This window comes from Microbacterium sp. oral taxon 186 str. F0373 (assembly GCF_000411455.1).
Classification (GTDB): Bacteria; Actinomycetota; Actinomycetes; order Actinomycetales; family Microbacteriaceae; genus Microbacterium.
Map to the genome: position 1 here is coordinate 1018023 of NZ_KE150457.1, position 20383 is coordinate 1038405.

A 20383-nucleotide genomic window follows, 5' to 3' on the forward strand; every position below is an offset into this window, starting at 1 on the left:
ACGAACGACGGCGAGACCGCCGACGATCAGGGTGTCGAGGACGGCACGAACGACGGCGAGACCGCCGACGACGTCGCCGCCACCCCGGCGAACTGATCACCTGAGCACGTGTGGGTGGCCACCAGCCGCCCACACGTGCTCTGTGACGGCTCGCCTCTTCCTGCTCGCACGAGCGAGCGCAACTTCTGAGTCGATTCTTAGAACGCGATCCCTAGCGTCCCGCGTATGACGACTTCATCCGCGACTGAAGCCGCACCTGTCCGGGTCATGCTGAGCAAGGTGCCCGAGATCACTTTGTGGTTCTGGATCATCAAGATCCTCTGCACCACGGTCGGAGAAAGCTTCGCCGACTGGATCAACACCACCCTCGGGGTGGGACTAGAAGCAACTTCCGTGATCTTCACGGTGGTTCTCGCCGCAGTCCTCTCCTGGCAGCTGGCGTTGCGGCGCTACGTGCCCTTTGTCTACTGGCTGACCGTAGTGGTTGTGAGCGTCACCGGCACCCTCTACACGGATATCCTCACCGACGACCTGGCGGTCCCTCTCGGTGTCAGCACCTTGGTTTTTGCCATCGTCCTGGCTGCGGTGTTCAGCGCATGGTGGGCCAGTCAACGCACCCTATCCATCCACAGCATCACCACCACCCGCCGTGAACTCTTCTACTGGCTCGCCATTCTCGTGACGTTTGCTCTCGGAACCGCCGCGGGAGACGGGATCCTCGAGCTGACCGGTTGGAGTCCAGGAGTATCCGTCCTTCTCCCCGCCGGCCTTCTCGTCGCAGTGATCGTTGGCTGGCGCATGGGAGGCAACCCGGTCCTCGCCTTCTGGCTGGCATACATCCTCACCCGCCCGCTTGGCGCGAATCTGGGCGACTGGATGAGCTTCCCCGTCAGCGACGGAGGCCTGGGAATCGGTGTCGGGCCCACGAGCATCTTCTTCCTCGGCGCCATCCTCGCCACCCTGGTGTACCTCACCATCACCCGAACGGATGCCACGGAGAACGCCCAGACCCGCCGGCCACAGACAACACCTCGCCGCCGTCGCGGCACGCTCATCTACTTCTCCGCGGTCGCTGCCATCGCCGCCGCCGTCCTCGTCTGGGCGCACGCACAGCCTCACAGTACGGCTGCGGCCAGCGAGGAGGGCCCCAATACAGTCGTCACCCTCGCGCCTGGAGAGTCGGCCACCATCAACTTCCCCAATGGGAGCGTTGCAAACTATCGCTCCATCGTCGAAGACACCCTGGGTCTCGTCATGGCCGGCGATACCGCAGGTGCGCAAACCCGCATCACCGACCTCGAGAAGGCATGGGATGAGGATCAGCCCACCCTTCAACCGCTGGACGGCACCCGGTGGACCATCCTTGACGGGCAAATTGACGCCGTTCTCCAATCCGTGCGCGCCTCCACCCCGGATCCCACAGCCGAGAAAAGCGCCCTCAGCACCCTTCTCAACACCCTTTCCTCATGATGATCTCTCCCGTGAATACTGCCCTCCACGTTCTGACAGCGAGCTTGCTCCCCGACGCGACAGCCATCCTCCACGCCTTCGGACCCTGGGTTCTCGTCGGGATAGCGCTCATCATCTTTATCGAATCGGGCGTACTGTTCCCCTTCCTTCCCGGTGACTCTCTTCTGGTCACCGCAGCGGTCCTCGCCAGCACCCTCGGCATCCAACCGTGGCAAGTTCTCCTCGTCGGAATACCTGCAGCGATCCTGGGGGATCAGACGGGCTACTGGCTCGGCAGACGCTTCGGGCGACGCATGTTCAAAGACGGTGCACGCGTTCTGCGTCCGGACCGCCTCCACGACGCAGAAAACTTCTTCCATAAGTACGGCGGCGCATCCCTCGTCCTCGGACGCTTCGTCCCCATTGTTCGCACCTACATTCCCGTCGCCGCCGGAACCGCTCACATGCCCTACCGGCGATTCCTCCTCTGGAACACCACCGGGGCAACCCTCTGGGTGGTCGGCATGACAGCTATCGGTCTCGCTCTCGGCGGCATCCCGTTCGTCGTCAACAACATCGACGCACTCATGATCGTCGTCGTTCTCGTATCCGTCCTACCCGTCATCATCGCCGTCATCCGCAAATGGAGCACCAACCGCCGCAATCGGCCCACGCCAGACGGGGCCGGAACGAACGAGGCGAACACATGAGAGCCCACACATACCCCGTTGGGAGCGGCCTACTCACGCCCACACGACGCGGTCGCCGCGTCGTATGGCTCGCCTGCGTCGCGGGGCTTCTACTCACCGCCCTGGGCTTTATCCTCCGGGTGGCGCCCTTCGACGCACCCGCCGTCGAAGCCCTAAACCGCGCTCACACCGGCGCATGGGGACAAATAGCCGACGCCATCTACTTCATGCTCGAGCCCGTTCCCGCCGCATTCCTCACACTCCTCATCCTCATCACCATCGCGGCCGTTCTTCGATCCGTGCGCACAGCGATCGTCTTCGGCGGAATCGTTGCATTGACATGGCTCCCTACCGCCGCCATCAAGGTCGTCGTGGACAGACCTCGACCGGATATCTTCACCCTTGTCCACCCATTCACGCCCGCGCAGGTGGATGGATCTTTCCCCAGCGGACACACCGCTTTCATCGCCGCCCTAAGCATCGCCTTCTGGTTTCTTCTGCGCGGTACCCGTGGGGCGTCGATCGCTCTCATCACCGGCACTGTGTCTACCGTCATCGTTGGCCTCGCCGTCGTCAGCGACGGGCTCCACTACCCAACTGATGTCTTGGCCTCCATCGCGTGGGCAATCGCGATGGCACCCACCGCCCGATGGGTCATGGTCGACGTCATCGCTCCTCGCTTGGAGCGATATCGGAAGCGCAGCTGATCGACGGATCTTCTGTCTTGCTGACCTCGCGGTTGATCGCGCGGCGCGGTCTTACTGACGACCGTTCATGAGACGGTCCTCCCGCAGCCGAGCTATGTGGAGTTGCTCGCTTGATGGCGGTGTTCTGTGATCGTTCGGTGGCGCCGGTCAGCTCCCGATGACGAGTACGCTGGCGGCGGCTTCGACGACGTCGTCGGTGATTGTCTCGAGTTCGTTGATCTTGAGGATGCGGTTGATCTGGGGGAACAAGCGCTCGAGGAGGCGGAAGTTTCCGCGGGTGATGCGTTCGATGGCGGCGACGGCTTGGGCGTCGGTGAAGTCGTCTGGGTTGAGGGTGCGTCCGAGGCGTGTCCAGTGTCGGTCGAGGACGAAGAGGAGTTCGTCTCGGCCAAGGGCGCGGTAGCGGTGGGAGAACCCGAGGCGGCTGTAGAGCTGGGGGTAGTGGCGGAAGCGTTGGTCGATGCCGGGCATGCCGATCAAGATGATCGCGAGATGGGTACGGTCGTGTTCGTCGCGAAGCAGCTCGAGCGCGGTGGGCGTGAGGCGCTCGGCTTCGTCGACGATGAGCAGTTCGACCCACCGTGTGGTGTCGGCGGTGTTCACTCCGGTGACTTTCCCGATGGTGCGGAGGTGCTCGTCGATACAGATGCCGACTTTGACACGCCATCTGCTGATGTCTCCCATGAGGTCTCTGGGTCGCGGGAGGACCTCGGGTGTGTAGAACACGGTGCGGGAGCGATGCGCGAGCGCGTAGTGTTTCGCGTCGTCCTCGCTCCTCGGGCCCCACGCGGTGATGAAAGGCTGGAGGGTGTCCCAGTTGGCGTAGCGGCGGGCGGAGTTGGTCTTTCCGACTCCAGCGTCACCGTGGCAGATGCCGATGGTGCGTTCCTTCTTCACCGCGTTCGCGAACTCGGTGAAGCGGCGGTGTTCCTTCGTGACGATGAAGCTCTGGGTCATCACTCCTCCTCGTAGGTGCGGAGTCGTTTCTTGGGCGGGGTCGAGTCCGCGAGGTGGGGTTCTTCGCGGTGGGCGATGGTGGGGATGCGGTCGTTGATGGTGCGGCGGAGTTCGTGGCGGCGGGCGCGGCGGGCGGCTTCGATGTCTCGGAGGCTGAGGCGGGTGTTGGGGTGGGCTTCGTCGACGGCGACGCAGATGAAGGTGCCGTGGTCGTAGACGCGGATCTCGGAGAGGTCGCGGGGGTCGTAGCGGATGGTGACTGCGTGTCCGACGAACGGTGCGAGGGTGGGCGCGAGATAGCGCTGGCCTTGGAAGTGGATGCCGTCTCGTTGCACGGTCCGATGCGTGGGCACGGTGAGCAGCAGGCCGTCGAGCTCGTTGAGGGTGTCGGGCATGCGGGGTATCCAGCCGTCCGCGACCCATGCGTCGCGTGGGGAGATGCCGAGCGCCTGATGGGTGCGCTGGTTGTAGGTCGCGATGAAGGCGCCGATCGCTCGGTCCAGGCCCGGGAGGTCGAGCACGGGCTGCGGGTTGCGGTTCCCGGGGCCGAGGTGGCCGGGGAGGGTTGGGAGGACTTCGGTGTTGATGGTGCCGAAGAATCGCTCGATTTTGCCGCGCCCCTGGGGCCTGCCGACGGTCGAGAAGATGAGCCGTAGGTGCAGCTCGATGGCGGTGCGTTCGAGGTGGTGGCTGGTGAAGTCGGAGCCGTGGTCGACGTGCAGCACATCGGGGATTCCGCACATCGCCCACGCGGGGTCGGTCTTTCGCCAGATCGCCTGCCGCAACGCGAGCGCGGTGTTCAGTGACGAGGGCGCTCCGGTGAAGACCATGTATCCGCAGATCGCGCGGGAGTGATCATCCATGACGGTTGTCAGCCAGGGCCGGTCGGGCTTCCCGTTCGCGCCGATGATGAGGATGTCGAGTTCGGTATGGTCGGCCTGCCAGATCTGGTTCGGCCGTTGTGCGCGACGGCGGAACACCAGCTCGTGACGATCGCGGTAGGACGCGGGACCCTCCAACGCGAGGGTGACGAGTGCGGGGTCGAGGGCCTGCACGATTTCTCGGACGGTCGCGTAGCTCGGCGCCGGCCTACTCTCGCGTAGGCACTCTTCGACGATGAGTCGATGCAGCGTCGCGATTGACGGACGAGGCCGGGTCAGGGCGAGCCGCTCGATGGCGGCGACGGTTGCGGGGTCAGTGCGTCGGCTGCCCTTGTCTCTTCGTGCGGTGTCGTCGAGTCCTGCGAGCCCGTGTTTCTCGTAGAGCTGATGCCAGCGTTGGAGCGTCCGCGTGCCGATGCCGCTCTCGCGGGCGAGGGCCGCGAGGGGGATCTGATCTTCGACGTGAAGTCGGAGGATCCGCCACCGCTCGAGGCCGTCCATGAGCCGCTACATCGCTGCGCTCTCGCGGGCCGCATGGACCTGCTGATGGCGGTAGAGCGTCGCGCGACTCCACCCGACGAGACGAGCGGCGTCCTCGGCGGTGCGGCCGCGCGCTCGCGCATCCGCGGCAATCGCGAGCTTGTCCGCGATCACGACCGGGTCCGACAGAGGCCGGCCAAACCGGGTCCCGTTCGCTCGGGCGGCTGCGATGCCGGCGTTGACCCGTTCGACGATGAGCTCCCGCTCGTACTCCGCGAGCGTGGCCAACATGTTCAACATCAGCCGGCCCGTCGACGTCGACGGATCGATGCCATCCGAGATCGACCGCACCTGCACGCCGCGCTCGCGCAGCAGATTCACGGTGTTCAGCACGTCGATCAGGGAGCGGCCGAGGCGGTCGACTCGCCAGACGACGACGGTGTCGCCGTCTTCGGCGTACTCGAGGAGCTTCTTCATCCCGGTCCGCTCGATCGCGGTCTTGCTCCCCGAGGTGACATCCGCGAAGACGTCGCGCTTTTGCACCCCGGCAGCAACGAGCGCGTCGAGCTGCAGCTGCGCGTCCTGACTCGACGTACTCACGCGCGTGTATCCGAGAAGCCTCACGAGCCCATTCTGACTCGGAAACACCCTTTATGACCCCTGCTGAGACGAATTATGGCGAGACGCCTTTCTGAGACGACGCGCGGCCCGAGATTTCGGGCAAAGGGGCGCTGTCGAGGGCCACTTGGTCCGGCGTCTCAGAAAGCTACTGGTTTTTGAGGCGCGCGCCGATCCTCCGCTGTTGGAGCGTGGGTGAAGGGTTCAATCGGTCTGAACGACCGGTAGCCCCGTCGCGGCTGCGGCGTCTGCGAGCGAGCCGAGGTTGCGTACTTGGGTGAAGCCTGCGTCCTCCATGAGGTCGACGGCGGCTGCGGCGCGTTGACCTGAACGGCAGTAGACGACGTAGTCGGCGTGGGGGTCCAGGTCAGGGATTGCCGTTTGCAGCTCGCCGGCGGTGACGTCGAGCAGGAGTGCCCCATCGAGATGCCCTTCGGCGTGTTCGGCGGGTGTGCGGACGTCGATGACGATCGCATCCGAGCTAACCGCAGGTTGGGCGGTGGTCGGCGCGGTGCAACTCGTGAGCGCGAAGGCGGCGACGAGTGCGGTGACTGTAACGAGGGCGAAGCGACGCATGGGGTCCTTTCGGGGGTTTGGGGTTAGAGGTTGCAGGAGCGGTCGGCGCAGTGATGTGTGGGGTGTCGGCTGAGACGGCGGTGGAGGTGGCAGCCCGCGCACCAGCCGAAGATCGCTTCCAGGGCTAGGAGGATGAAGCAGACACCGCACAGGGCGAGTACCCCCTGGAGGGGGATAGCGCCGGAGCCCAGCGCGACGCATGAGACTGTGGCGATGCCGACGGCTAGCCACCACGCGAAGGCCTTCTGCGGGGCGCCGACCCAGCGCGGGAAGTGGGAGCGGCTCGCGAGTCGTCCCAACGCCAGGGTGATCGACAACCGATCACTGACGAGGAGACGGGTCAGCATGTCGAGCAGGAAGAACATTCCGAACATCTGCAGCGGGCGAGTCGTCCCGAACGCGAGTGCGGCGGTGGCGGCGAGAAGTCCGAGCGTCAGCAGGAGACCGGCCGCGATCCGGACCGCACGTTCATCGATGACAGGCCCCTGGTAGCCCTCGATGAGGGCACCAACGCGCGGGAGGACGACAGCGGGGGTGACGGACATGAGCGATTCCCGGAGGGTCATAGAAGAGGTGCGAGGCGCAGGATCGTCGCTGTGAGCATGATGATGCCCACGCCCAGGACGAAGAAGCCGAAGCTTTTGCGGAGCGTGGGGGCGGACAACTTTCTGGCGAGCAGCATCCCGGCGACGGAGCCGACAACGGCGAAGGCGGTGAAAGGAAGAACGGTTTCCCATGGGATCGCGGTGGCGAACACCTGTGCGGCGAGTCCTGCGGTGGAGTTCAGTGCGATGACGAGGAGTGATGTGCTGGTGGCCGCGGCGATGGGCAGACCGAAGATCAGCAGCGCGGGGACGATGAGGAAACCACCTCCCGCCCCGAGCAGCCCCGTGAGGAACCCCACAGACACCCCCATGATCACGACGCGCAGGACATGAGAGCTGCGCGCGCGAGGTCGCTCGGGTGGGGCGGGTGTGCGACGGCCGCGGATCATCGCGAGTGCCGTGGCGATCATGATGCCGCTGAAGAGAATGGCGAGGAGGGAGTCGGGCACGAACCGCCCCAGAGATGCACCGCCGAGCCCGCCGAGCATCCCTGTCGCCCCGAACGCGACACCGACCCCCCATTTCACGGTCCCCGTTCGCGCGCGTATCAGGACGGCGATGGCGCTGGTCACTGCGACCACGAAGAGCGAAGACGCGATCGCCTCTCGCGTTCCCATGCCCAATATCAGGGTGAGGACGGGGACGGCGAGGATTGAGCCGCCTCCGCCGAGGAGCCCGAGCGCGACGCCGACCACGGTCGCGAGGATCATCGCGGTGATGATGGGCAAGGTCAGTCGGGCTCCTCGAGGGGTCAGGCGGCGTTCGCGGCGGGCTGCGCCGTTGCGGCGAGCCAGGCGCGGTAGCTGCCGTCGATCTCGATGACGTCGTGACCGGCTCGACGCAGGGCGCTGGCGACGACGCTGTTGCGGACGCCGCTCTGGCAGTAAGTGAGGATGACGCCCGAGCTGGGGAGCTCATCGGTGTGCCAGAGAGCGCGACCGCCGGAGAGTTGGGCGGCACCGGGGATGTGTCCCGCGTTGTATTCGGTGCGGTTGCGCACATCGAGCAGGAGGGCGTGCTCCACCTGGTCGATGTCCGTGGGGGCGATGGTCTTCGGCTGAACGAGCCGCAGTCCGTCGAGGGTGTCGGTGAAGCCGTGGACAGCGTCGATCCCCACCCGCAGCAGGTGGTCGCGGAACCGCCCGGCCGCGTCAGTCGAGTCGGCCAGAATGACGAGGGGGCGTGTTTCCGTCTCAGGGTCGTAGACCCAGGCGGCGTAGCTGGCGGCTTTCGCTTCGCCGGGGACGTTGAGCGCGCCGGGCACGGTGCCCTGGTGTACCTGCGCGTGGTGGCGGGTGTCGATGAGGATGACGCTGTCTTCCTCCAGCGCAGCGGACAGGTCGGAGGCGTCGATTTGCGGCAGCGGTGCGAGCTTGCCCAGCAGAGCGGGCCCGGTGCGGTTCTGCCGCTTCATCCGGGCGAAGTAGGCGTGCGCATCAGGTTGATCATCGAGGAGGGAGTTGATGAAGCCCTGCTCGTCGCCGGCGGCCAGGTACGGTGCCCACCAGGCAAAGCGTCGCTCGTATCCGACCGTGGAGGTGGGGACAGCGCCGAGGGCCTTGCCGCAGGCCGAGCCGGACCCGTGTGCGGGGAGCACCTGGACGTAGTCCGGGAGGGTGAGGAAACGGTCGCGAAGGCTGGCGAACAGATCGCGCGCGCCCTGGAAGCGGGTGTCGATACCGCCGGCGGCTTCATCCAGCAGGTCGGGGCGGCCGATGTCGCCGACGAAGACGAAGTCGCCGCTGAGGAAGTAGCCCGGGTCGGAGGTGGCGGCTCCATCGGTGACGAGGAAGGAAAGGTGCTCGGGGGTGTGGCCGGGGGTGTGCACTGCTTCGAGGGCGATGTTGCCGAGGGTGATGCGCTGACCGTGCACCATCCGGGTGGCATCATCGAATCCGGAACCGTACTGCCAGTCGGGCCCGCCCTCGGCGGAGACGTACATCGTCGCTCCCGTGCGGGCAGCGAGTTCGCGGGTGCCGGAGAGGTAGTCGGCGTGGATGTGAGTCTCGGTGACGGCAGTGATGGTCATGCCATGCTTCGCGGCGAGGTCGAGATAGACCTGCACGTCGCGGCGGGGATCGACCACAATCGCTTCACCGTTCCGCTGGCAACCGATCAGGTAGCTGGCGTGCGCGAGGTCGTCGTCATACAAGCGTTCGAGGAGCACGGGGATCTGCTTTCGCGGGGTCAGTGCGCGCAGGTGCAGCGCTGGTCTTCGGGAACGTCGGCGAGGGCGTCGTCGATGTGTTGGCCGCAGCCGGCCCACGTGGGCTTGCCGCAGGAGGGGCAGGTGATTTGAGCGCACACGGTCAGGCAGCCGTCTCGGCAGCCGCGATCTGGCGGCGGACATCATCCATGTCCAGCTCGCGGGCTTTGGTGATCAGTTGCTCGAGCTGCGGGGCAGGCAGAGCACCGGGCTGCTTGTACACCAGCACGCCATCGCGGATCACCATCAGCGTCGGGATCGAGGTGATGCGGTGAGCCGAGGACAACTCAGCTTCCGCTTCGGTGTCCACTTTCGCGAACACGATGTCGGGGTGCTTCTCCGACGCCGCCTCGAATACCGGAGCGAACGAGCGGCACGGGCCGCACCAGGCCGCCCAGAAGTCGATGAGGACGATCCCGTCTGCCTGGACGGCCGGGCCGAAGGTCTCGTTCGTGAGCTCAGTGGTGGCCATCGTCGGTCACCGCCCGAACAGGCGCGAGAAGAACCCGCCCTGCTTCGACTGTGCAGCCTGCACCTCACCGCGCGTGTGGTTGCCATTGCACCACTGCGACGCGGGCACCGACGCGCGTACCGAAGACACGTGCTGGCCGCAGCCCGCCCACGTCGTCTTCCCACAGGTCCGGCACTTCGTAGCTCGACACATGTTCTCTCCCTTTCCGGTGATACCCCAGGGGGTATATCTGAACCTGGACGCCCAGGATACTCCGGGGGGTATAGTTGTTGTCAACTCGACGGAAGGAACCGCTCATGGGCAGTGACCCGCAAGGCCCTGACTCGCTGCTGCACGATCAGGAGGCGAAGCGAAAGGTGCTCAACCGTCTGAAGCGTGCGCAAGGACAGCTCGCCGCGGTGATCGGCGCCGTTGAAAACGACGCACACTGCCGCGACGTCGTTCAGCAGCTCTCCGCCGTCTCTAAAGCTCTGGATCGGGCCGGCTTCCTCGTCATCTCCACCGCTCTTCGCGACTGCATGACCACGCCGGAGGCGGATAACGTCACCAACCCCGACGAGCTGGAAAAGCTCTTCCTCTCCCTCGCCTGATGACCACGCGAAACACGCTCGTCATCCACGTCTTCGCCGAGGACGCCGCGGTTCTCACCGCCGCGCTGCGCGTTGCCCGAAACGCCGTTGACGATCTCAGTCCCGACGGCATCGTGCAGCTCGTCGTCCAGGGCGGCGCGGTGCGGGGCCTGGTCGCGGACGGTGCCTATCGAGACGATCTCGTCGCAACGATCCGCAGTGCGGGCGTACAGGTGCTGGCGTGTCAGAACAGCATGAGCCGAGAAGACGTGGACGCTGATTCTTTGCTCGAGGGGGTGTCAACCGTTGCCGCGGCCGTGGGCTACCTCGCTCAACAACAATGGGCAGGCGCCGCCTACGTACGACTGTGATGCATCCAGCACCTGTCACGCCATCCGCACGCACCGGTATCGCAGCTGTGACCTCTTCTGCGTGATGGCAACTAGTCCGAGAGCGACATTTCTGCGCAAAACTCTGAAGTCCCACCGACGAGCATCCCTCCAGCAAGGCGGCCCAGCCCCGACCTGAGCCCTGCGAGAACCGAGCTGCTGTAGACACGTCACGTAGCGAAGTCAGAACGCCGCCACGGAGCGCTGTTATTCACAGAGCTACGTCCGCGAGTCGTGTCTCATAACCCGTGTCCGCAAACTATGTAACGGACGCGGCGTTCGCGTTACTCTGAGGGCATGGCCACGATCGGATACGCCCGCGTCTCGACGCGCGAGCAGAACCCCGACGGTCAGACCGACGCGCTTGAAGCGGCCGGCTGCGACAAGATCTTCGTCGAGCACGCCTCTGGCGCCCTGGCGAAGCGACCCGCGCTGACCGATGCTCTCGGTTACCTGCGGGAGGGGGACTCGCTCGTCGTGACGAAGCTCGACCGGCTTGGCCGATCCGTCCGCAACCTCAAGCAGATCGCCGACGAACTGCAGCAACGTGGGTTGGGCTTTCGAGCGCTGTCCCAGGGCATCGATACGACCACACCGGGCGGGAGGTTGTTCTTCCACATGCTCGCCGCGATCGCCGAGTTCGAGCACGACCTGATTGTGGAACGGACGCATGATGGCCTGGCGGCGGCGCGAGCTCGGGGGCGTAAGGGCGGCCCAAAGTTCAAGATGACGCCGACGAAGATTCGACAGGCCCGCGCGATGTACGACGAGGGTGCGCACACCGTGCAAGAGATCGCCGACACCTTCGGGGTATCCCGGCCCACGATCTACCGGCACCTGGCCGATCACGTCGAGCGGGCCTGACGAGGGATCATGGCGCACCTCAGCGACCGGCAGAAAGCCGAGCTTGTGTGCCAACACCTCGACGGTGTGCCGTGGACGCGGATCGCGGAGCACTCCGGCGTCACGGTGCGAACCTTGCAACGATGGGCCGCTCGCATCGGTGCGGGGCAGCTCGCAAGACCGCCTCGCCGAGATAAAGGTGCCTCCCGTATCCCCACGGAACTGGTCACGGCGATCGAGGCGCTGGCCGTGCGCCGGCCGGCTCCCACCATCGCGTACATCCATCGGCGCGTCGGCGATATCGCGCGCGATCGAGGTTTGCCAGCTCCCGGGTACACGACCGTTCGCCAAATCGTGCACGCTATCGACCCGGGCCTGACAGCTCTCGCTGAGGGCGGTGACGCCGCCTATCGCGACAAATTCGAGCTCGTCTACCGGCGTACGACAACCGCCCCGAATGAGCAATGGCAGATGGACCACACGCTGCTGGACGTGATGATCCTCGACGACAAGCAGACGCCTGTGCGCCCCTGGCTGACGATCGTGCTCGATGACTACTCCCGTGCCGTCGCCGGATACGCCTTAGCGGTTTCGGCGCCCACGTCCGAGCGCTCCGCACTGGCGTTTCACCAGGCCGCGAGCCGGAAACGACATGCCTCGTGGGTGGTGTCGGGGGTCCCCGATGTTCTCTACAGCGATCACGGGTCGGATTTCACCTCTGCTCGGATCGAACAGGTGTGTCTGGATCTGCACGTGCGCCTCATTCACTCGCGGGTCGGCGTTCCGCAAGGACGCGGCAAGATCGAGCGGTTCTACCGCACCATCACGACCGAATTGCTCCCGCACCTACCTGGCTTCATCCCGCACGGCACCGGCGGCACACCCACCAGCGCCCCCATGTTGACCCTGCACCAGCTCGACGACGTCCTCGAGCGGTTCATCGTCGACGAGTACAACGAGCGCCCGCACTCCGCGACCGGGACGGCACCGCACGCGCGCTGGCGCAGCGGGAGCTTCATCCCGCGTATGCCCGCACACTCGGAAGACCTCGACATGCTGTTGCTGACCGCCACCGCCACCAGACGAGTGCAGCGCGACGGCATCCGATTCGCCTCCACCCGATACGTTTCGCCCGTCCTCGCCGCCTACGTCGGTGAAGACGTCACCGTCCGATACGACCCCCGCGACCTCGGCGAGATCCGACTGTTTCGCGACAGCGCGTTCCTATGCCGCGCGATCGCCCCTGAACGCTCCTCCGAAACGATCACCTTCGCCGACCTGCAGAGCGCAAGGAACACCCGGCGCCGGGCGCTGAAGCAGCAACTCCGCTCCCTCAGCGACGTCGCCAGCTCTCTGCCGGAAGACACTCGGCACCGACCCGCGGCCGCGCCTCTCTCTCCCTCCGAGCCCGACGCGCCAGCCCCGCAATCGAAGAGACACAGGCTGAGGACCTATGCCAACGACTGAATCGACCGTCGGAAAGCCGGTGTCCGTCCTCGTCGGCGCGGACGACGACGGGCGACGGTTCCTCAACGGCACCTTCGACGAATTCACCCAGGCGCCCCCACCGCACACCGACACCCGCCCCGCGTTCGTCAGCACCCGAGAGCACCGACGATTCGTGGAGTTCGCCGACACCGTACGCTCACACCGCTACATCGGCCCGAAAGGGTGGCCTGCTCCCTCCCGTCCCCGAGGGCGTCCAGCAGAGTCGAACGGCGTTCTTCACCCCCACCGTCGCCGCCACCATCAAGCAGATCGACCAGGGCCTGCCCCGCGCGTGCCAACAAGTCTCGTGGGCCATTGATTATGCCCGGTACGGTCACGTCGACCCCTACGTCCATCCTGAATCCCAACACAGCGGGAACACAGAACTGCTTATCATCGACGAAGCCGACCGCCTCAAAACCGCCGGCCTCGAACAAGTCCGCGATTTCTACGACCGCCACCACATGGGCGTCATCCTCATCGGCATGCCCGGCATTGAAAAACGCCTCGCGCGCTACCCCCAGCTCTACAGCCGCGTCGGCTTCGCCCACGAATACCGTTCTCTCCGCAGTGACGAACTCACCGCCGTCGTCACGCAACGCCTCCCCGCACCAGACCCCGGTGATTCAGGGCTCGCTCACACCGCCGCCCTCGCCGCGATCGTGCGCGCCACGAACGGGAACTTCCGCCTCGCCGATCGCCTCGTCACTCAGATCCGACGTGTTCTTGACATCAACGGGCACACCCACCTCACGCCCGAGGCCGTCGACGCCGCCCAGGAAGCCCTCCTCATCGGACACTGAACGACGCGACAACCGCGACATCTATCGCTGCAATTCACAGTCCTGGCCGCCGCGGCACAGCATCTTCTTCGCGAACGGCCTCGACCTGCCGTGGGAGCGGGCCCCCACGTGGGATCCCGCCGTGTTCGAGATCGTCGATTCGGCCCTCACCGCCTGAGGCGCACGCCCGGCATCCGTCTGCGAGCATGAGCGTATGACCATGAGTCCGCCATCCCGGGCCGTGCGCGTGCGCCCGGCATCCGTCGACGACGCCCGGGGCATCGCCGCGGTTCATGTCCAGGCCTGGCGCGAGGCGTATGTCCGCCAGCTTCCGGCGACGGTCCTCGCCGGGTTGCGGGTCGAGCCGCGCATCGAGCGGTGGGCGTCGATCATCGAAGACGACGTCACCGACGTCTTCGTCGCCGAGGTCGACGGGCGGATCGTCGGCTGGGCGACGGCCGGTGACGGGCGCGACGACGATCGGCCGACGTCGCGGGAGCTGGAGGGCATCTACGTCCTGGCGGCGCACCACGGTACCGGTGCGGGGCAGCTGCTGCTGGACGCGGCGATCGGTGCCGGCGACGCCTACCTCTGGATGATGGACGACAACCCCCGCGCCGAAGCGTTCTATCTGCGCAACGGCTTCGTCCGCGACGGGCTCGAACGCGATCAAGTGATGGCCGGGCATCCGATCCACATCGTGCGGCTGGTGCGTCACGCCGCAGTGCCGCAGTGGGTCGCGGTGAAGGATGCCGAGACGGCGCTGCTCGATGCCGACGTGCGCCGCGACGCCGAGACGGTCGATGACCTGCTGCCCCCCCGCGTTCGTCGAGCTCGGCCGCTCCGGCACCCTCTGGACGCGGGAGCAGATCGTCGGTGCGCTTGCCGAGGAGAGCGCGGACTCGCGCGTCACGCCGCAGACCGATGAGTGGCAGTTCCGTCAGCTCTCGCCCGAGCTGGTGCTGGTCACCTATCGGCTCACGACGCCCTCGCGGATCAGTCGGCACTCATCACTGTGGGACGTCGGCGGCACCGCACCGCGCCTGCGCTTCCATCAGGGCACGGTCGTGCCGCCGGCATCCGCTCTGTAGCGGGGCGCGACGTCAGCCGTCCTTGCGCTCCCACTCCGCGCGCAACAGCCCGAGAACCACCATGTCCTCGTAGGCGCCCCGCACCCACGCATGCTCGCGCAAGCGGCCTTCCCTGACTCCACGTCAACGGCGGGGCGCGTCACCAGCTCCGGTCGATGTCCACGCCTGCTCGTGCCGGCGGCGGATGCCGTCGAGCAGCAGGTCGAGGGCGAAGGCGAACTCCGCGTCGTCGTCGCAGGCCTCCCCGGCGTGCGGCGCCGTGGTGGCCATGCGGATGATCGCGGGGTAGGCCGTCGCGAACGCGGCCATCGTGGCGGCGCGCTCCCGCGGGTCGTCGGGGGGAACCGGCGTCGGCAGCACGTCGCGGGTGAATCCCCACATGCGGGTGCTCAACGCATGCATGGCGTGATGCACGAGATCCGCCGACAGTCCCCCCTCGAACATGTCCGCCATGAGCGCGTCCATGTGCGCGAGGACGCGAGGCGTGGCGCGCTCACGCGTCTCGATCGCCTGCCGGGTCCAGGCGTGCGACGACAGTGCGGCGCGCACGGCCATGATCCGAGAACGCACGGCGTCGTCCCATGACGCGGTCGGCGCGGGTGAAGCGACGCCGGCGAGAACCCGGTCGAGCATCGCGTCCACGAGGGCGGCGCGGTCATCGATGTGCTTGTACAGCGCCATCGGCGTGACCCCCAGGCGTTCGGCGACCGCACGCATGCTTGCCGCGTCGAGGCCGCCTTCGTCGGCGATGGCGGTCGCCGCGTCGACGATGCGCTCCAGGTCGAGACGCGGACGCACAGTTGACACGTATACACCGTACACCTAGTCTGTTGCCGAATCGGTGTACGCCGTATACCACCCGCGAAAGGAACCCCGTGTCTCAGCTCGCCCGACGCCAGGCCCGCCTCGCCGGCGTCCTCTATCTCGTCACGCATGTCACCTCGGTCGCCGCCGTGATCGCCTACGGCGGAGGTCTCCTCCGAGCCGGTGTCGCCCTGGAATTCGTGCTCGCACTCGGGTGCCTCGGCACCGGCGTGCTGCTCTGGGTGTTGCTGCAGTCGCGCGGACCTGCCCGCGCCGCGAGCTTCGCGCTGCTGCGCACGCTCGAAGCGGCGGTGATCGTCGCGGGGGCGCTCCCGATGCTCGGATCGGCGCTTGTGAACGCCACGGCCGAGGGCGAGTCTACGGCGATGCACACGGCCGCGTTCCTGCTCGGTCAAGGCCTCGTCATCAGCGTCAACACCGTGATCCTCGGCTGGCTGCTGTGGGACGGGCGGGCCGTGCCCCGCGCCCTCGCCGCACTGGGAATCGCGGGCGGAGTGATCGTGCTCGTCAGCAACGGGCTGCAGCTCGCCGGAGCGATCCCGCTGAACGGCGTCGCCGCCGGCGTCGCCGCGGTGCCCGTCTTCGCTTTCGAGATCTGGTTCGCCGTCTGGCTCATCGCCGTCGGTGTACGGTCGGAGCCCGGCATCCGCGCAGCACACGAAGGGGGCCTGCCGAACTCACCTCACGCCTTGAAGAGGCCCCAGGTGAACACGTAGAGCAGTCCGACCAGGATCAGCGCTGCCAGCGCGGCCCCGGCAGCCGCCCTCAGCGTGAGTCCCAGACGCCCGCGGAACACCACGAGGAGCCCGCCGCCACTGATCGTCAGCACGGCGCCGATCACGGGGAGCGCGTTACCCCACGCCCATCGTGCTCGTTCCTGGTCGGTCGGGCCGTCGACGGGCAACTCGCCGCCGATCCCGGATACGAGGGCGGCGCCCACCGCGATGCAGGCCGCCCCGGCCGCGTACAGCAGGCCGAGGAGAATTGTCTCACCGCGCATTCTGGGGGGTGCCCCTATGTCGTTTGTCAAGCGGCAAGGGCGGATTCGGTGACGTGCGGCTGGTAGAGGGTGCCGTCGCGGAGCATGGCGTAGAGGACGTCGCAGCGGCGCCTTGCGAGGGCGATGAGCGCTTGGTTGTGTCGTTTGCCCTGTGCGATCTTGCGGTCGTAGTAGGCGCGGGATTCGGGGTCGCGGAGCGCGGCGAATGCGGAGAGGAACATCGTTCGTTTCAGGATCTTGTTTCCGCGCCGGGAGGGGTGCTCGCCGCGGATCGAGGATCCGGATCGGCGGGTGACGGGTGCGAGGCCGGCGTAGGCGGCTAGGTGCCCGGCGGTTGGGAAGCTCTTCGTGGTGACCTCGGTGAGGAGTCGGGCTGCGGTCCTGACGCCGACTCCGGGCATGCTCGTCAGGACCGGCTGAAGAGGGTGCTGATCGACGAGCTTCTCAACCTCGATGGCGATCTCGTCACGCTGCCGACGCAGCGCCGCGAGCTGCTCTGCCAGGCGGGGGAGCACGAGCGCGGCAGCACCGGTGCCCGTGACCACGACCGTCTGCTCGCCGAGAGCCGTGAGGATCTCAGCCGCCCAGACGCGGCCTTTGCGGGGCGCGTTCTTGAGCAGCCGGTTCCCGAGTCGCTTCTCGCCAGCGGTGCGCATCGCGGCCGGAGACGGGTAGTGCGCCAGCAAGTCGAGGATCGCGGGGTGGTCCAGTCGCGGGCCGAGCACGCGTTCCAGAGCGGGGTGGATCTGCGTCAGCAGGCCTCTGATCCGGTTCGAGACTTGAGTGATCTGACTTGCGAGGTCGTCATCGAACCCGCAGAGCATGGAGAGCTCGGCGACCTGCTCGTCGGTCACTTGGATCGACCGCAGCGTGTGCGGCATCGTCCGCGCGGTCTCCGCGATGATGAACGCGTCACGGGCGTCGGTTTTCGCCTCGCCCGGATGCAGGTCAGCGATGCGTCGCATCGCCAGACCGGGCAGGTAGCCCACGAGTACGCCGTTGGCCTGCGCGAGCGCGACGGGAAGCGCGCCGACCGTCGCGGGCTGGTCGACGACCAGCAGCACGGTGCCGTGCGCGGCGAGCTGGTCGAGCACCGCCTTGAGCCTGCGCTCGTCATTCGGGAGCGGCCGGTCGTAGAGCCGCTGGCCCGCCCGATCCAGAGCGACCGCGTGATGTTCGCCTTTGCCGACGTCGAGCCCGACGAACACGTCGACCTCGTCGTACCTGTCGATGCTTGTGACCACCTCGTCCTCCATCCGGTTTCGCAAACGACGGCAACCGCAGGCGGCGCGTCTCGGCATCCACGTTACGAACGGCCTCGAGCAGCAGCTCGGGTCCAGCCCCTATCAGCGATCACACACCGCCAACCAGGCCCGGTGACAACACCCCCCAGATCATGACTTCGACAGGGGGCAGCAATCATGCCGAGCCCGGCAGGCCGTCAACCCTCAGGATCCCTCCATCCGGGCCACAAAGAAAGTAACGGGGCATGCGCGGTGAGGCGAGTCGGATGCGTCGCATATTGGGGGGAGGACGTCACCCGAGGAGACCATGATATTCGCTCAATCATTCTTGAGCAATAGTCGGATGGCGTGTCGATGGCGTCGTCCCTCACGATGCCGTCACTCGGGGTGCGAAACGTGCCAGTCGGCCGCGGAGCTCGCCGACGGTTCGGTCGAACGCCGCCGCAGTCGCCACCAGAGCCGGGTCCGGGATCGACCAGTGCGCGTTGTCGCGACCGGCTAGTTGTACCGGGTCAGGACGTTGGTGGCTGGTTGGGGCTTGTGGATGGGGAGAACCTCCGGCTGAGTGGAGATGTCTGACGTCTTCACAAACCGGAGGTTCTCGTGCCCCACCGTAATGCTCGGCTGACTCCGCGGGGTCGGTTGCTGATCGTTGAGCGTGCTGCTGCAGGCTGGAAACATGCGCATATCGCTGCCGCGATGGGTGTCTCCCGTCGCTGCGTGCAGCGTTGGATCGCTCGACATCGATCCGAGGGCGTCGCCGGATTGAACGACCGGTCGTCTCGACCGGTGTCGTCGCCGTCACGTACCCCGGAACGCGTCGAGATTGAACTGCTCCGGTTGCGGCGGGAGCAACGCTGGGGCCGTGACGAGCTCGCGGCAGCGGTCGGAGTATCGCCGCGGACCGCGTCACGGGTCCTGGCTCGTCGCGGTCAGCCGCACCTGTCCCGGCTCGACCCGATGACCGGCGAGGTGATCCGAGCATCGAAGACGACCGCGGTCCGATACGAACGCGACCGCCCAGGCGAACTGGTCCACATGGATGTGAAGAAGCTCGGCCGCATCCCCGACGGCGGCGGTTGGCGCTCCCTCGGCCGCGCCGTCGCCGACCGGCACCGGGACACGCCGGTCGGGTTCGACTACGTCCACTCCCTCGTCGATGACCATTCCCGGCTCGCCTACTCCGAGATCCTCCCGGACGAGAAGGGTCCGACCTGCGCGGGATTCCTGGAACGCGCGATCGAGTACTTCGCCGAGCACGGCATCGCCCGCATCGAGCAGCTGATCACCGACAACGCCTGGGCATACCGATTCTCACTGCGGCAGGTCTGTGCTGAACGAGGCATCCGGCAGAAGTTCATCCGTCCGCACTGCCCCTGGCAGAACGGCAAAGTCGAACGCTTCAACCGGACGCTGCAGACCGAGTGGGCCTACCGGCAACCCTTCGAAACCAACGCTGCCCGGGCCGCGGCACTTGCGCCGTTCATCGAGCGATACAACACTCGACGCATCCACTCAGCCATCGGAACCCCACCGATAAGCCGAACCGCACCAACGTCCTGACCGGGTACAGCTAGTCGCTCATGAGCGCGGTCACAGACACTGATGAGAAAGTCGTCGTTCTCGTAGACCGCGTCCAGGCTCTTCGGGTGGGCCCCGGGGGAAAGCGCGAAACCGTGGCGGCGTGCCGCGGCGACCGCTGCCTCATTGACCGTGAGTCCTGGGTTCGTGCCCGCGGAGATGGCCGGGACATCGCTGACGAATGGCCACAGCGCCTCGGCGAGCTGAGAACGCGCGGAGTTGGCGGTGCAGACGAAGATGACTCTTCCCGAGACGCGGACTGGCGCCGGCTGCATGGATTCGAACAACTCGGGAACGAACCGCAGGTACGTGCGCCGTTTGTCCCCCTCCGAGCGTATCCGTTGGACGATGCCGCGCTCCTCGAGGACGCGCACGTGGAAGGCGACCAGATTCGAGGCCATTCCCAACCTCGACGAGATCTCGCCGGGCGAGAGGTCGCTGACGGTCAGAAGGTCGACCACTCGCAGTCGACTCGGGTCGGCGAGAGCGGCGAATGCTTCCGATCGCCGATGAAGGTCCGGCATTATCCCCCTCCCTGGATCGCGGAACAAGCCCTGCTGCGTCGCCGAATTGCCTCAATAGTCTTTGAGCGATCGCCGAGGTGACCGTCCCACCACCTTGGCAAAGCTAATACCTTCGTGGGTGCGATTCTCGGAAGGACGCATATGGGCATCGGAAGCGGTATTGCTCTGTTCGTGATCGGGGCGATCTTGGCCTTCGCGGTCAACATCGACGCGGGAGGTGTCGTCAACCTCGAGCTCGTCGGCTACATCCTCATGATCGCCGGAGCCGTCGTGTTCACGATCAGCCTGGTCCTGGTCTTGCGGCGTCGCTCGGTAGTATCGACGGCGCACACCTCGGTGGATCCTGTCAGCGGTGAGCGGGTGACCACACGGCGAACCTCCGACAACGGCGAGCCGCTCGCCTGACC

Annotated in this window: 25 protein-coding genes and 2 pseudogenes; 15 read left to right on the forward strand and 12 right to left on the reverse strand. The window is 66.4% G+C overall.

Translation table 11 applies throughout. The features are described from left to right. Positions 1 to 225: 225 nt before the first annotated feature. The 3 genes from HMPREF1529_RS04670 to HMPREF1529_RS04680 all read left to right on the forward strand — a co-directional run bounded on the left by HMPREF1529_RS04670 (position 226) and on the right by HMPREF1529_RS04680 (position 2845). The gene (locus HMPREF1529_RS04670; RefSeq protein WP_232212053.1) at positions 226 to 1470 is read left to right on the forward strand and encodes a COG4705 family protein; all 1245 of its coding nucleotides are present in this window, start codon (positions 226 to 228) and stop codon (positions 1468 to 1470) included. Further along, positions 1467 to 2159 (forward strand): DedA family protein, encoded by a 693-nt coding sequence (locus HMPREF1529_RS04675; RefSeq protein WP_016463900.1) that lies wholly within the window; start codon positions 1467 to 1469, stop codon positions 2157 to 2159. Before HMPREF1529_RS04670 ends, HMPREF1529_RS04675 begins: the two co-directional genes overlap by 4 nt. Positions 2160 to 2278: 119 nt before the next feature. Beyond that, positions 2279 to 2845, forward strand: a complete 567-nt coding sequence (locus HMPREF1529_RS04680; protein ID WP_197461886.1) for a phosphatase PAP2 family protein — start codon at positions 2279 to 2281, stop codon at positions 2843 to 2845. Positions 2846 to 2992: 147 nt separating this feature from the next. On the opposite strand, the gene HMPREF1529_RS04685 is transcribed toward HMPREF1529_RS04680, so the two are convergent. The 7 genes from HMPREF1529_RS04685 to HMPREF1529_RS04715 all read right to left on the reverse strand — a co-directional run bounded on the left by HMPREF1529_RS04685 (position 2993) and on the right by HMPREF1529_RS04715 (position 9114). Then, positions 2993 to 3802: an AAA family ATPase gene (locus tag HMPREF1529_RS04685; RefSeq protein WP_016463902.1), complete on the reverse strand. Its 810-nt coding sequence runs from the start codon at positions 3800 to 3802 to the stop codon at positions 2993 to 2995. Beyond that, the gene (locus HMPREF1529_RS04690) at positions 3802 to 5184 is read right to left on the reverse strand and encodes a Mu transposase C-terminal domain-containing protein (RefSeq protein ID WP_016463903.1); all 1383 of its coding nucleotides are present in this window, start codon (positions 5182 to 5184) and stop codon (positions 3802 to 3804) included. The genes HMPREF1529_RS04685 and HMPREF1529_RS04690 overlap by 1 nt, the downstream gene beginning before the upstream one ends. A 6-nt stretch (positions 5185 to 5190) precedes the next feature. After that, a complete protein-coding gene (locus HMPREF1529_RS15810) occupies positions 5191 to 5787 on the reverse strand; it encodes a recombinase family protein (protein ID WP_036282733.1) in 597 nt (198 codons plus the stop codon). 198 nt (positions 5788 to 5985) lie between these two features. Beyond that, positions 5986 to 6357: a rhodanese-like domain-containing protein gene (locus tag HMPREF1529_RS04700; RefSeq protein ID WP_016463905.1), complete on the reverse strand. Its 372-nt coding sequence runs from the start codon at positions 6355 to 6357 to the stop codon at positions 5986 to 5988. A 23-nt stretch (positions 6358 to 6380) separates the two neighbouring features. Next, on the reverse strand, positions 6381 to 6902 hold the full coding sequence (locus HMPREF1529_RS04705; protein ID WP_036282995.1) for a DUF4395 family protein: 522 nt from the start codon (positions 6900 to 6902) through the stop codon (positions 6381 to 6383). Positions 6903 to 6919: 17 nt separating this feature from the next. After that, on the reverse strand, positions 6920 to 7690 hold the full coding sequence (locus HMPREF1529_RS04710) for a sulfite exporter TauE/SafE family protein (RefSeq protein ID WP_016463907.1): 771 nt from the start codon (positions 7688 to 7690) through the stop codon (positions 6920 to 6922). A gap of 23 nt (positions 7691 to 7713) precedes the next feature. Continuing rightward, positions 7714 to 9114, reverse strand: coding sequence for an MBL fold metallo-hydrolase (locus tag HMPREF1529_RS04715; protein ID WP_232212098.1), 1401 nt, complete (start codon positions 9112 to 9114; stop codon positions 7714 to 7716). Here HMPREF1529_RS04715 and HMPREF1529_RS16245 point away from each other — a divergent pair. Then, a complete protein-coding gene (locus HMPREF1529_RS16245; RefSeq protein WP_232212106.1) occupies positions 8995 to 9261 on the forward strand; it encodes a hypothetical protein in 267 nt (88 codons plus the stop codon). The genes HMPREF1529_RS04715 and HMPREF1529_RS16245 overlap by 120 nt on opposite strands. Positions 9262 to 9271: 10 nt before the next feature. On the opposite strand, the gene trxA is transcribed toward HMPREF1529_RS16245, so the two are convergent. Further along, positions 9272 to 9640: a thioredoxin gene (trxA, locus tag HMPREF1529_RS04720; protein WP_016463909.1), complete on the reverse strand. Its 369-nt coding sequence runs from the start codon at positions 9638 to 9640 to the stop codon at positions 9272 to 9274. A 296-nt stretch (positions 9641 to 9936) separates the two neighbouring features. Between trxA and HMPREF1529_RS04725 the strand changes: the two genes are divergently transcribed. The 8 genes and pseudogenes from HMPREF1529_RS04725 to HMPREF1529_RS16390 all read left to right on the forward strand — a co-directional run bounded on the left by HMPREF1529_RS04725 (position 9937) and on the right by HMPREF1529_RS16390 (position 14802). Then, complete coding sequence (locus tag HMPREF1529_RS04725; RefSeq protein WP_016463910.1) at positions 9937 to 10230, forward strand: metal-sensitive transcriptional regulator; 294 nt, start codon at positions 9937 to 9939, stop codon at positions 10228 to 10230. Continuing rightward, positions 10230 to 10580: a DsrE family protein gene (locus HMPREF1529_RS04730; protein WP_016463911.1), complete on the forward strand. Its 351-nt coding sequence runs from the start codon at positions 10230 to 10232 to the stop codon at positions 10578 to 10580. Before HMPREF1529_RS04725 ends, HMPREF1529_RS04730 begins: the two co-directional genes overlap by 1 nt. Positions 10581 to 10895: 315 nt before the next feature. Beyond that, positions 10896 to 11462 (forward strand): recombinase family protein, encoded by a 567-nt coding sequence (locus tag HMPREF1529_RS04735; RefSeq protein WP_016463912.1) that lies wholly within the window; start codon positions 10896 to 10898, stop codon positions 11460 to 11462. A 9-nt stretch (positions 11463 to 11471) separates the two neighbouring features. Continuing rightward, positions 11472 to 12908: a Mu transposase C-terminal domain-containing protein gene (locus tag HMPREF1529_RS04740; RefSeq protein WP_016463913.1), complete on the forward strand. Its 1437-nt coding sequence runs from the start codon at positions 11472 to 11474 to the stop codon at positions 12906 to 12908. Between the two features lie 302 nt (positions 12909 to 13210). Further along, positions 13211 to 13378 (forward strand): annotated as a pseudogene (locus HMPREF1529_RS16255) (AAA family ATPase); the annotation flags it as partial. 15 nt (positions 13379 to 13393) lie between these two features. Further along, the gene (locus tag HMPREF1529_RS16260) at positions 13394 to 13732 is read left to right on the forward strand and encodes a hypothetical protein (protein WP_005051528.1); all 339 of its coding nucleotides are present in this window, start codon (positions 13394 to 13396) and stop codon (positions 13730 to 13732) included. A 199-nt stretch (positions 13733 to 13931) separates the two neighbouring features. Next, positions 13932 to 14639 carry a GNAT family N-acetyltransferase gene (locus HMPREF1529_RS04755; RefSeq protein WP_016463914.1) on the forward strand — a complete coding sequence of 236 codons (708 nt, stop codon included), beginning with the start codon at positions 13932 to 13934 and terminating at the stop codon, positions 14637 to 14639. A 31-nt stretch (positions 14640 to 14670) separates the two neighbouring features. After that, positions 14671 to 14802: a hypothetical protein gene (locus tag HMPREF1529_RS16390; RefSeq protein WP_269634098.1), complete on the forward strand. Its 132-nt coding sequence runs from the start codon at positions 14671 to 14673 to the stop codon at positions 14800 to 14802. 123 nt (positions 14803 to 14925) lie between these two features. Here HMPREF1529_RS16390 and HMPREF1529_RS04760 read toward each other — a convergent pair whose 3' ends face one another. Beyond that, a complete protein-coding gene (locus tag HMPREF1529_RS04760) occupies positions 14926 to 15609 on the reverse strand; it encodes a TetR/AcrR family transcriptional regulator C-terminal domain-containing protein (protein ID WP_232212054.1) in 684 nt (227 codons plus the stop codon). Between the two features lie 68 nt (positions 15610 to 15677). Here HMPREF1529_RS04760 and HMPREF1529_RS04765 point away from each other — a divergent pair, with 68 nt between their 5' ends. Then, a complete protein-coding gene (locus HMPREF1529_RS04765; protein ID WP_016463916.1) occupies positions 15678 to 16343 on the forward strand; it encodes a DUF4386 domain-containing protein in 666 nt (221 codons plus the stop codon). On the opposite strand, the gene HMPREF1529_RS04770 is transcribed toward HMPREF1529_RS04765, so the two are convergent. After that, the gene (locus tag HMPREF1529_RS04770; RefSeq protein ID WP_016463917.1) at positions 16310 to 16627 is read right to left on the reverse strand and encodes a hypothetical protein; all 318 of its coding nucleotides are present in this window, start codon (positions 16625 to 16627) and stop codon (positions 16310 to 16312) included. The genes HMPREF1529_RS04765 and HMPREF1529_RS04770 overlap by 34 nt on opposite strands. 26 nt (positions 16628 to 16653) lie before the next feature. Then, a complete protein-coding gene (locus HMPREF1529_RS04775; protein WP_036282655.1) occupies positions 16654 to 17883 on the reverse strand; it encodes an IS110 family transposase in 1230 nt (409 codons plus the stop codon). 591 nt (positions 17884 to 18474) lie between these two features. Here HMPREF1529_RS04775 and HMPREF1529_RS15560 point away from each other — a divergent pair. After that, on the forward strand, positions 18475 to 19434 hold the full coding sequence (locus HMPREF1529_RS15560) for an IS481 family transposase (protein ID WP_084675221.1): 960 nt from the start codon (positions 18475 to 18477) through the stop codon (positions 19432 to 19434). Between the two features lie 23 nt (positions 19435 to 19457). Here HMPREF1529_RS15560 and HMPREF1529_RS15565 read toward each other — a convergent pair. Further along, a pseudogene (locus HMPREF1529_RS15565) lies at positions 19458 to 19976 on the reverse strand (arsenate reductase/protein-tyrosine-phosphatase family protein); the annotation flags it as partial. A gap of 141 nt (positions 19977 to 20117) precedes the next feature. On the opposite strand from HMPREF1529_RS15565, the gene HMPREF1529_RS04790 reads away from it, so the two are divergent. After that, on the forward strand, positions 20118 to 20381 hold the full coding sequence (locus tag HMPREF1529_RS04790; RefSeq protein ID WP_016463919.1) for a DUF6458 family protein: 264 nt from the start codon (positions 20118 to 20120) through the stop codon (positions 20379 to 20381). The last annotated feature ends 2 nt before the right edge of the window (positions 20382 to 20383 follow it).

Bases quoted from the DNA above. Each gene is read 5' to 3' on its own strand.
- HMPREF1529_RS04670 (WP_232212053.1), top strand. From the start codon at position 226: ATGACGACTTCATCCGCGACTGAAGCCGCACCTGTCCGGGTCATGCTG.
- HMPREF1529_RS04675 (WP_016463900.1), top strand. From the start codon at position 1,467: ATGATGATCTCTCCCGTGAATACTGCCCTCCACGTTCTGACAGCGAGC.
- HMPREF1529_RS04685 (WP_016463902.1), bottom strand. From the start codon at position 3,802: ATGACCCAGAGCTTCATCGTCACGAAGGAACACCGCCGCTTCACCGAG.
- HMPREF1529_RS04690 (WP_016463903.1), bottom strand. From the start codon at position 5,184: ATGGACGGCCTCGAGCGGTGGCGGATCCTCCGACTTCACGTCGAAGAT.
- HMPREF1529_RS04700 (WP_016463905.1), bottom strand. From the start codon at position 6,357: ATGCGTCGCTTCGCCCTCGTTACAGTCACCGCACTCGTCGCCGCCTTC.
- HMPREF1529_RS04705 (WP_036282995.1), bottom strand. From the start codon at position 6,902: ATGTCCGTCACCCCCGCTGTCGTCCTCCCGCGCGTTGGTGCCCTCATC.
- HMPREF1529_RS16245 (WP_232212106.1), top strand. From the start codon at position 8,995: ATGCTTCGCGGCGAGGTCGAGATAGACCTGCACGTCGCGGCGGGGATC.
- trxA (WP_016463909.1), bottom strand. From the start codon at position 9,640: ATGGCCACCACTGAGCTCACGAACGAGACCTTCGGCCCGGCCGTCCAG.
- HMPREF1529_RS04725 (WP_016463910.1), top strand. From the start codon at position 9,937: ATGGGCAGTGACCCGCAAGGCCCTGACTCGCTGCTGCACGATCAGGAG.
- HMPREF1529_RS04730 (WP_016463911.1), top strand. From the start codon at position 10,230: ATGACCACGCGAAACACGCTCGTCATCCACGTCTTCGCCGAGGACGCC.
- HMPREF1529_RS04735 (WP_016463912.1), top strand. From the start codon at position 10,896: ATGGCCACGATCGGATACGCCCGCGTCTCGACGCGCGAGCAGAACCCC.
- HMPREF1529_RS04740 (WP_016463913.1), top strand. From the start codon at position 11,472: ATGGCGCACCTCAGCGACCGGCAGAAAGCCGAGCTTGTGTGCCAACAC.
- HMPREF1529_RS16260 (WP_005051528.1), top strand. From the start codon at position 13,394: ATGGGCGTCATCCTCATCGGCATGCCCGGCATTGAAAAACGCCTCGCG.
- HMPREF1529_RS04755 (WP_016463914.1), top strand. From the start codon at position 13,932: ATGAGTCCGCCATCCCGGGCCGTGCGCGTGCGCCCGGCATCCGTCGAC.
- HMPREF1529_RS04770 (WP_016463917.1), bottom strand. From the start codon at position 16,627: ATGCGCGGTGAGACAATTCTCCTCGGCCTGCTGTACGCGGCCGGGGCG.
- HMPREF1529_RS04775 (WP_036282655.1), bottom strand. From the start codon at position 17,883: ATGGAGGACGAGGTGGTCACAAGCATCGACAGGTACGACGAGGTCGAC.
- HMPREF1529_RS04790 (WP_016463919.1), top strand. From the start codon at position 20,118: ATGGGCATCGGAAGCGGTATTGCTCTGTTCGTGATCGGGGCGATCTTG.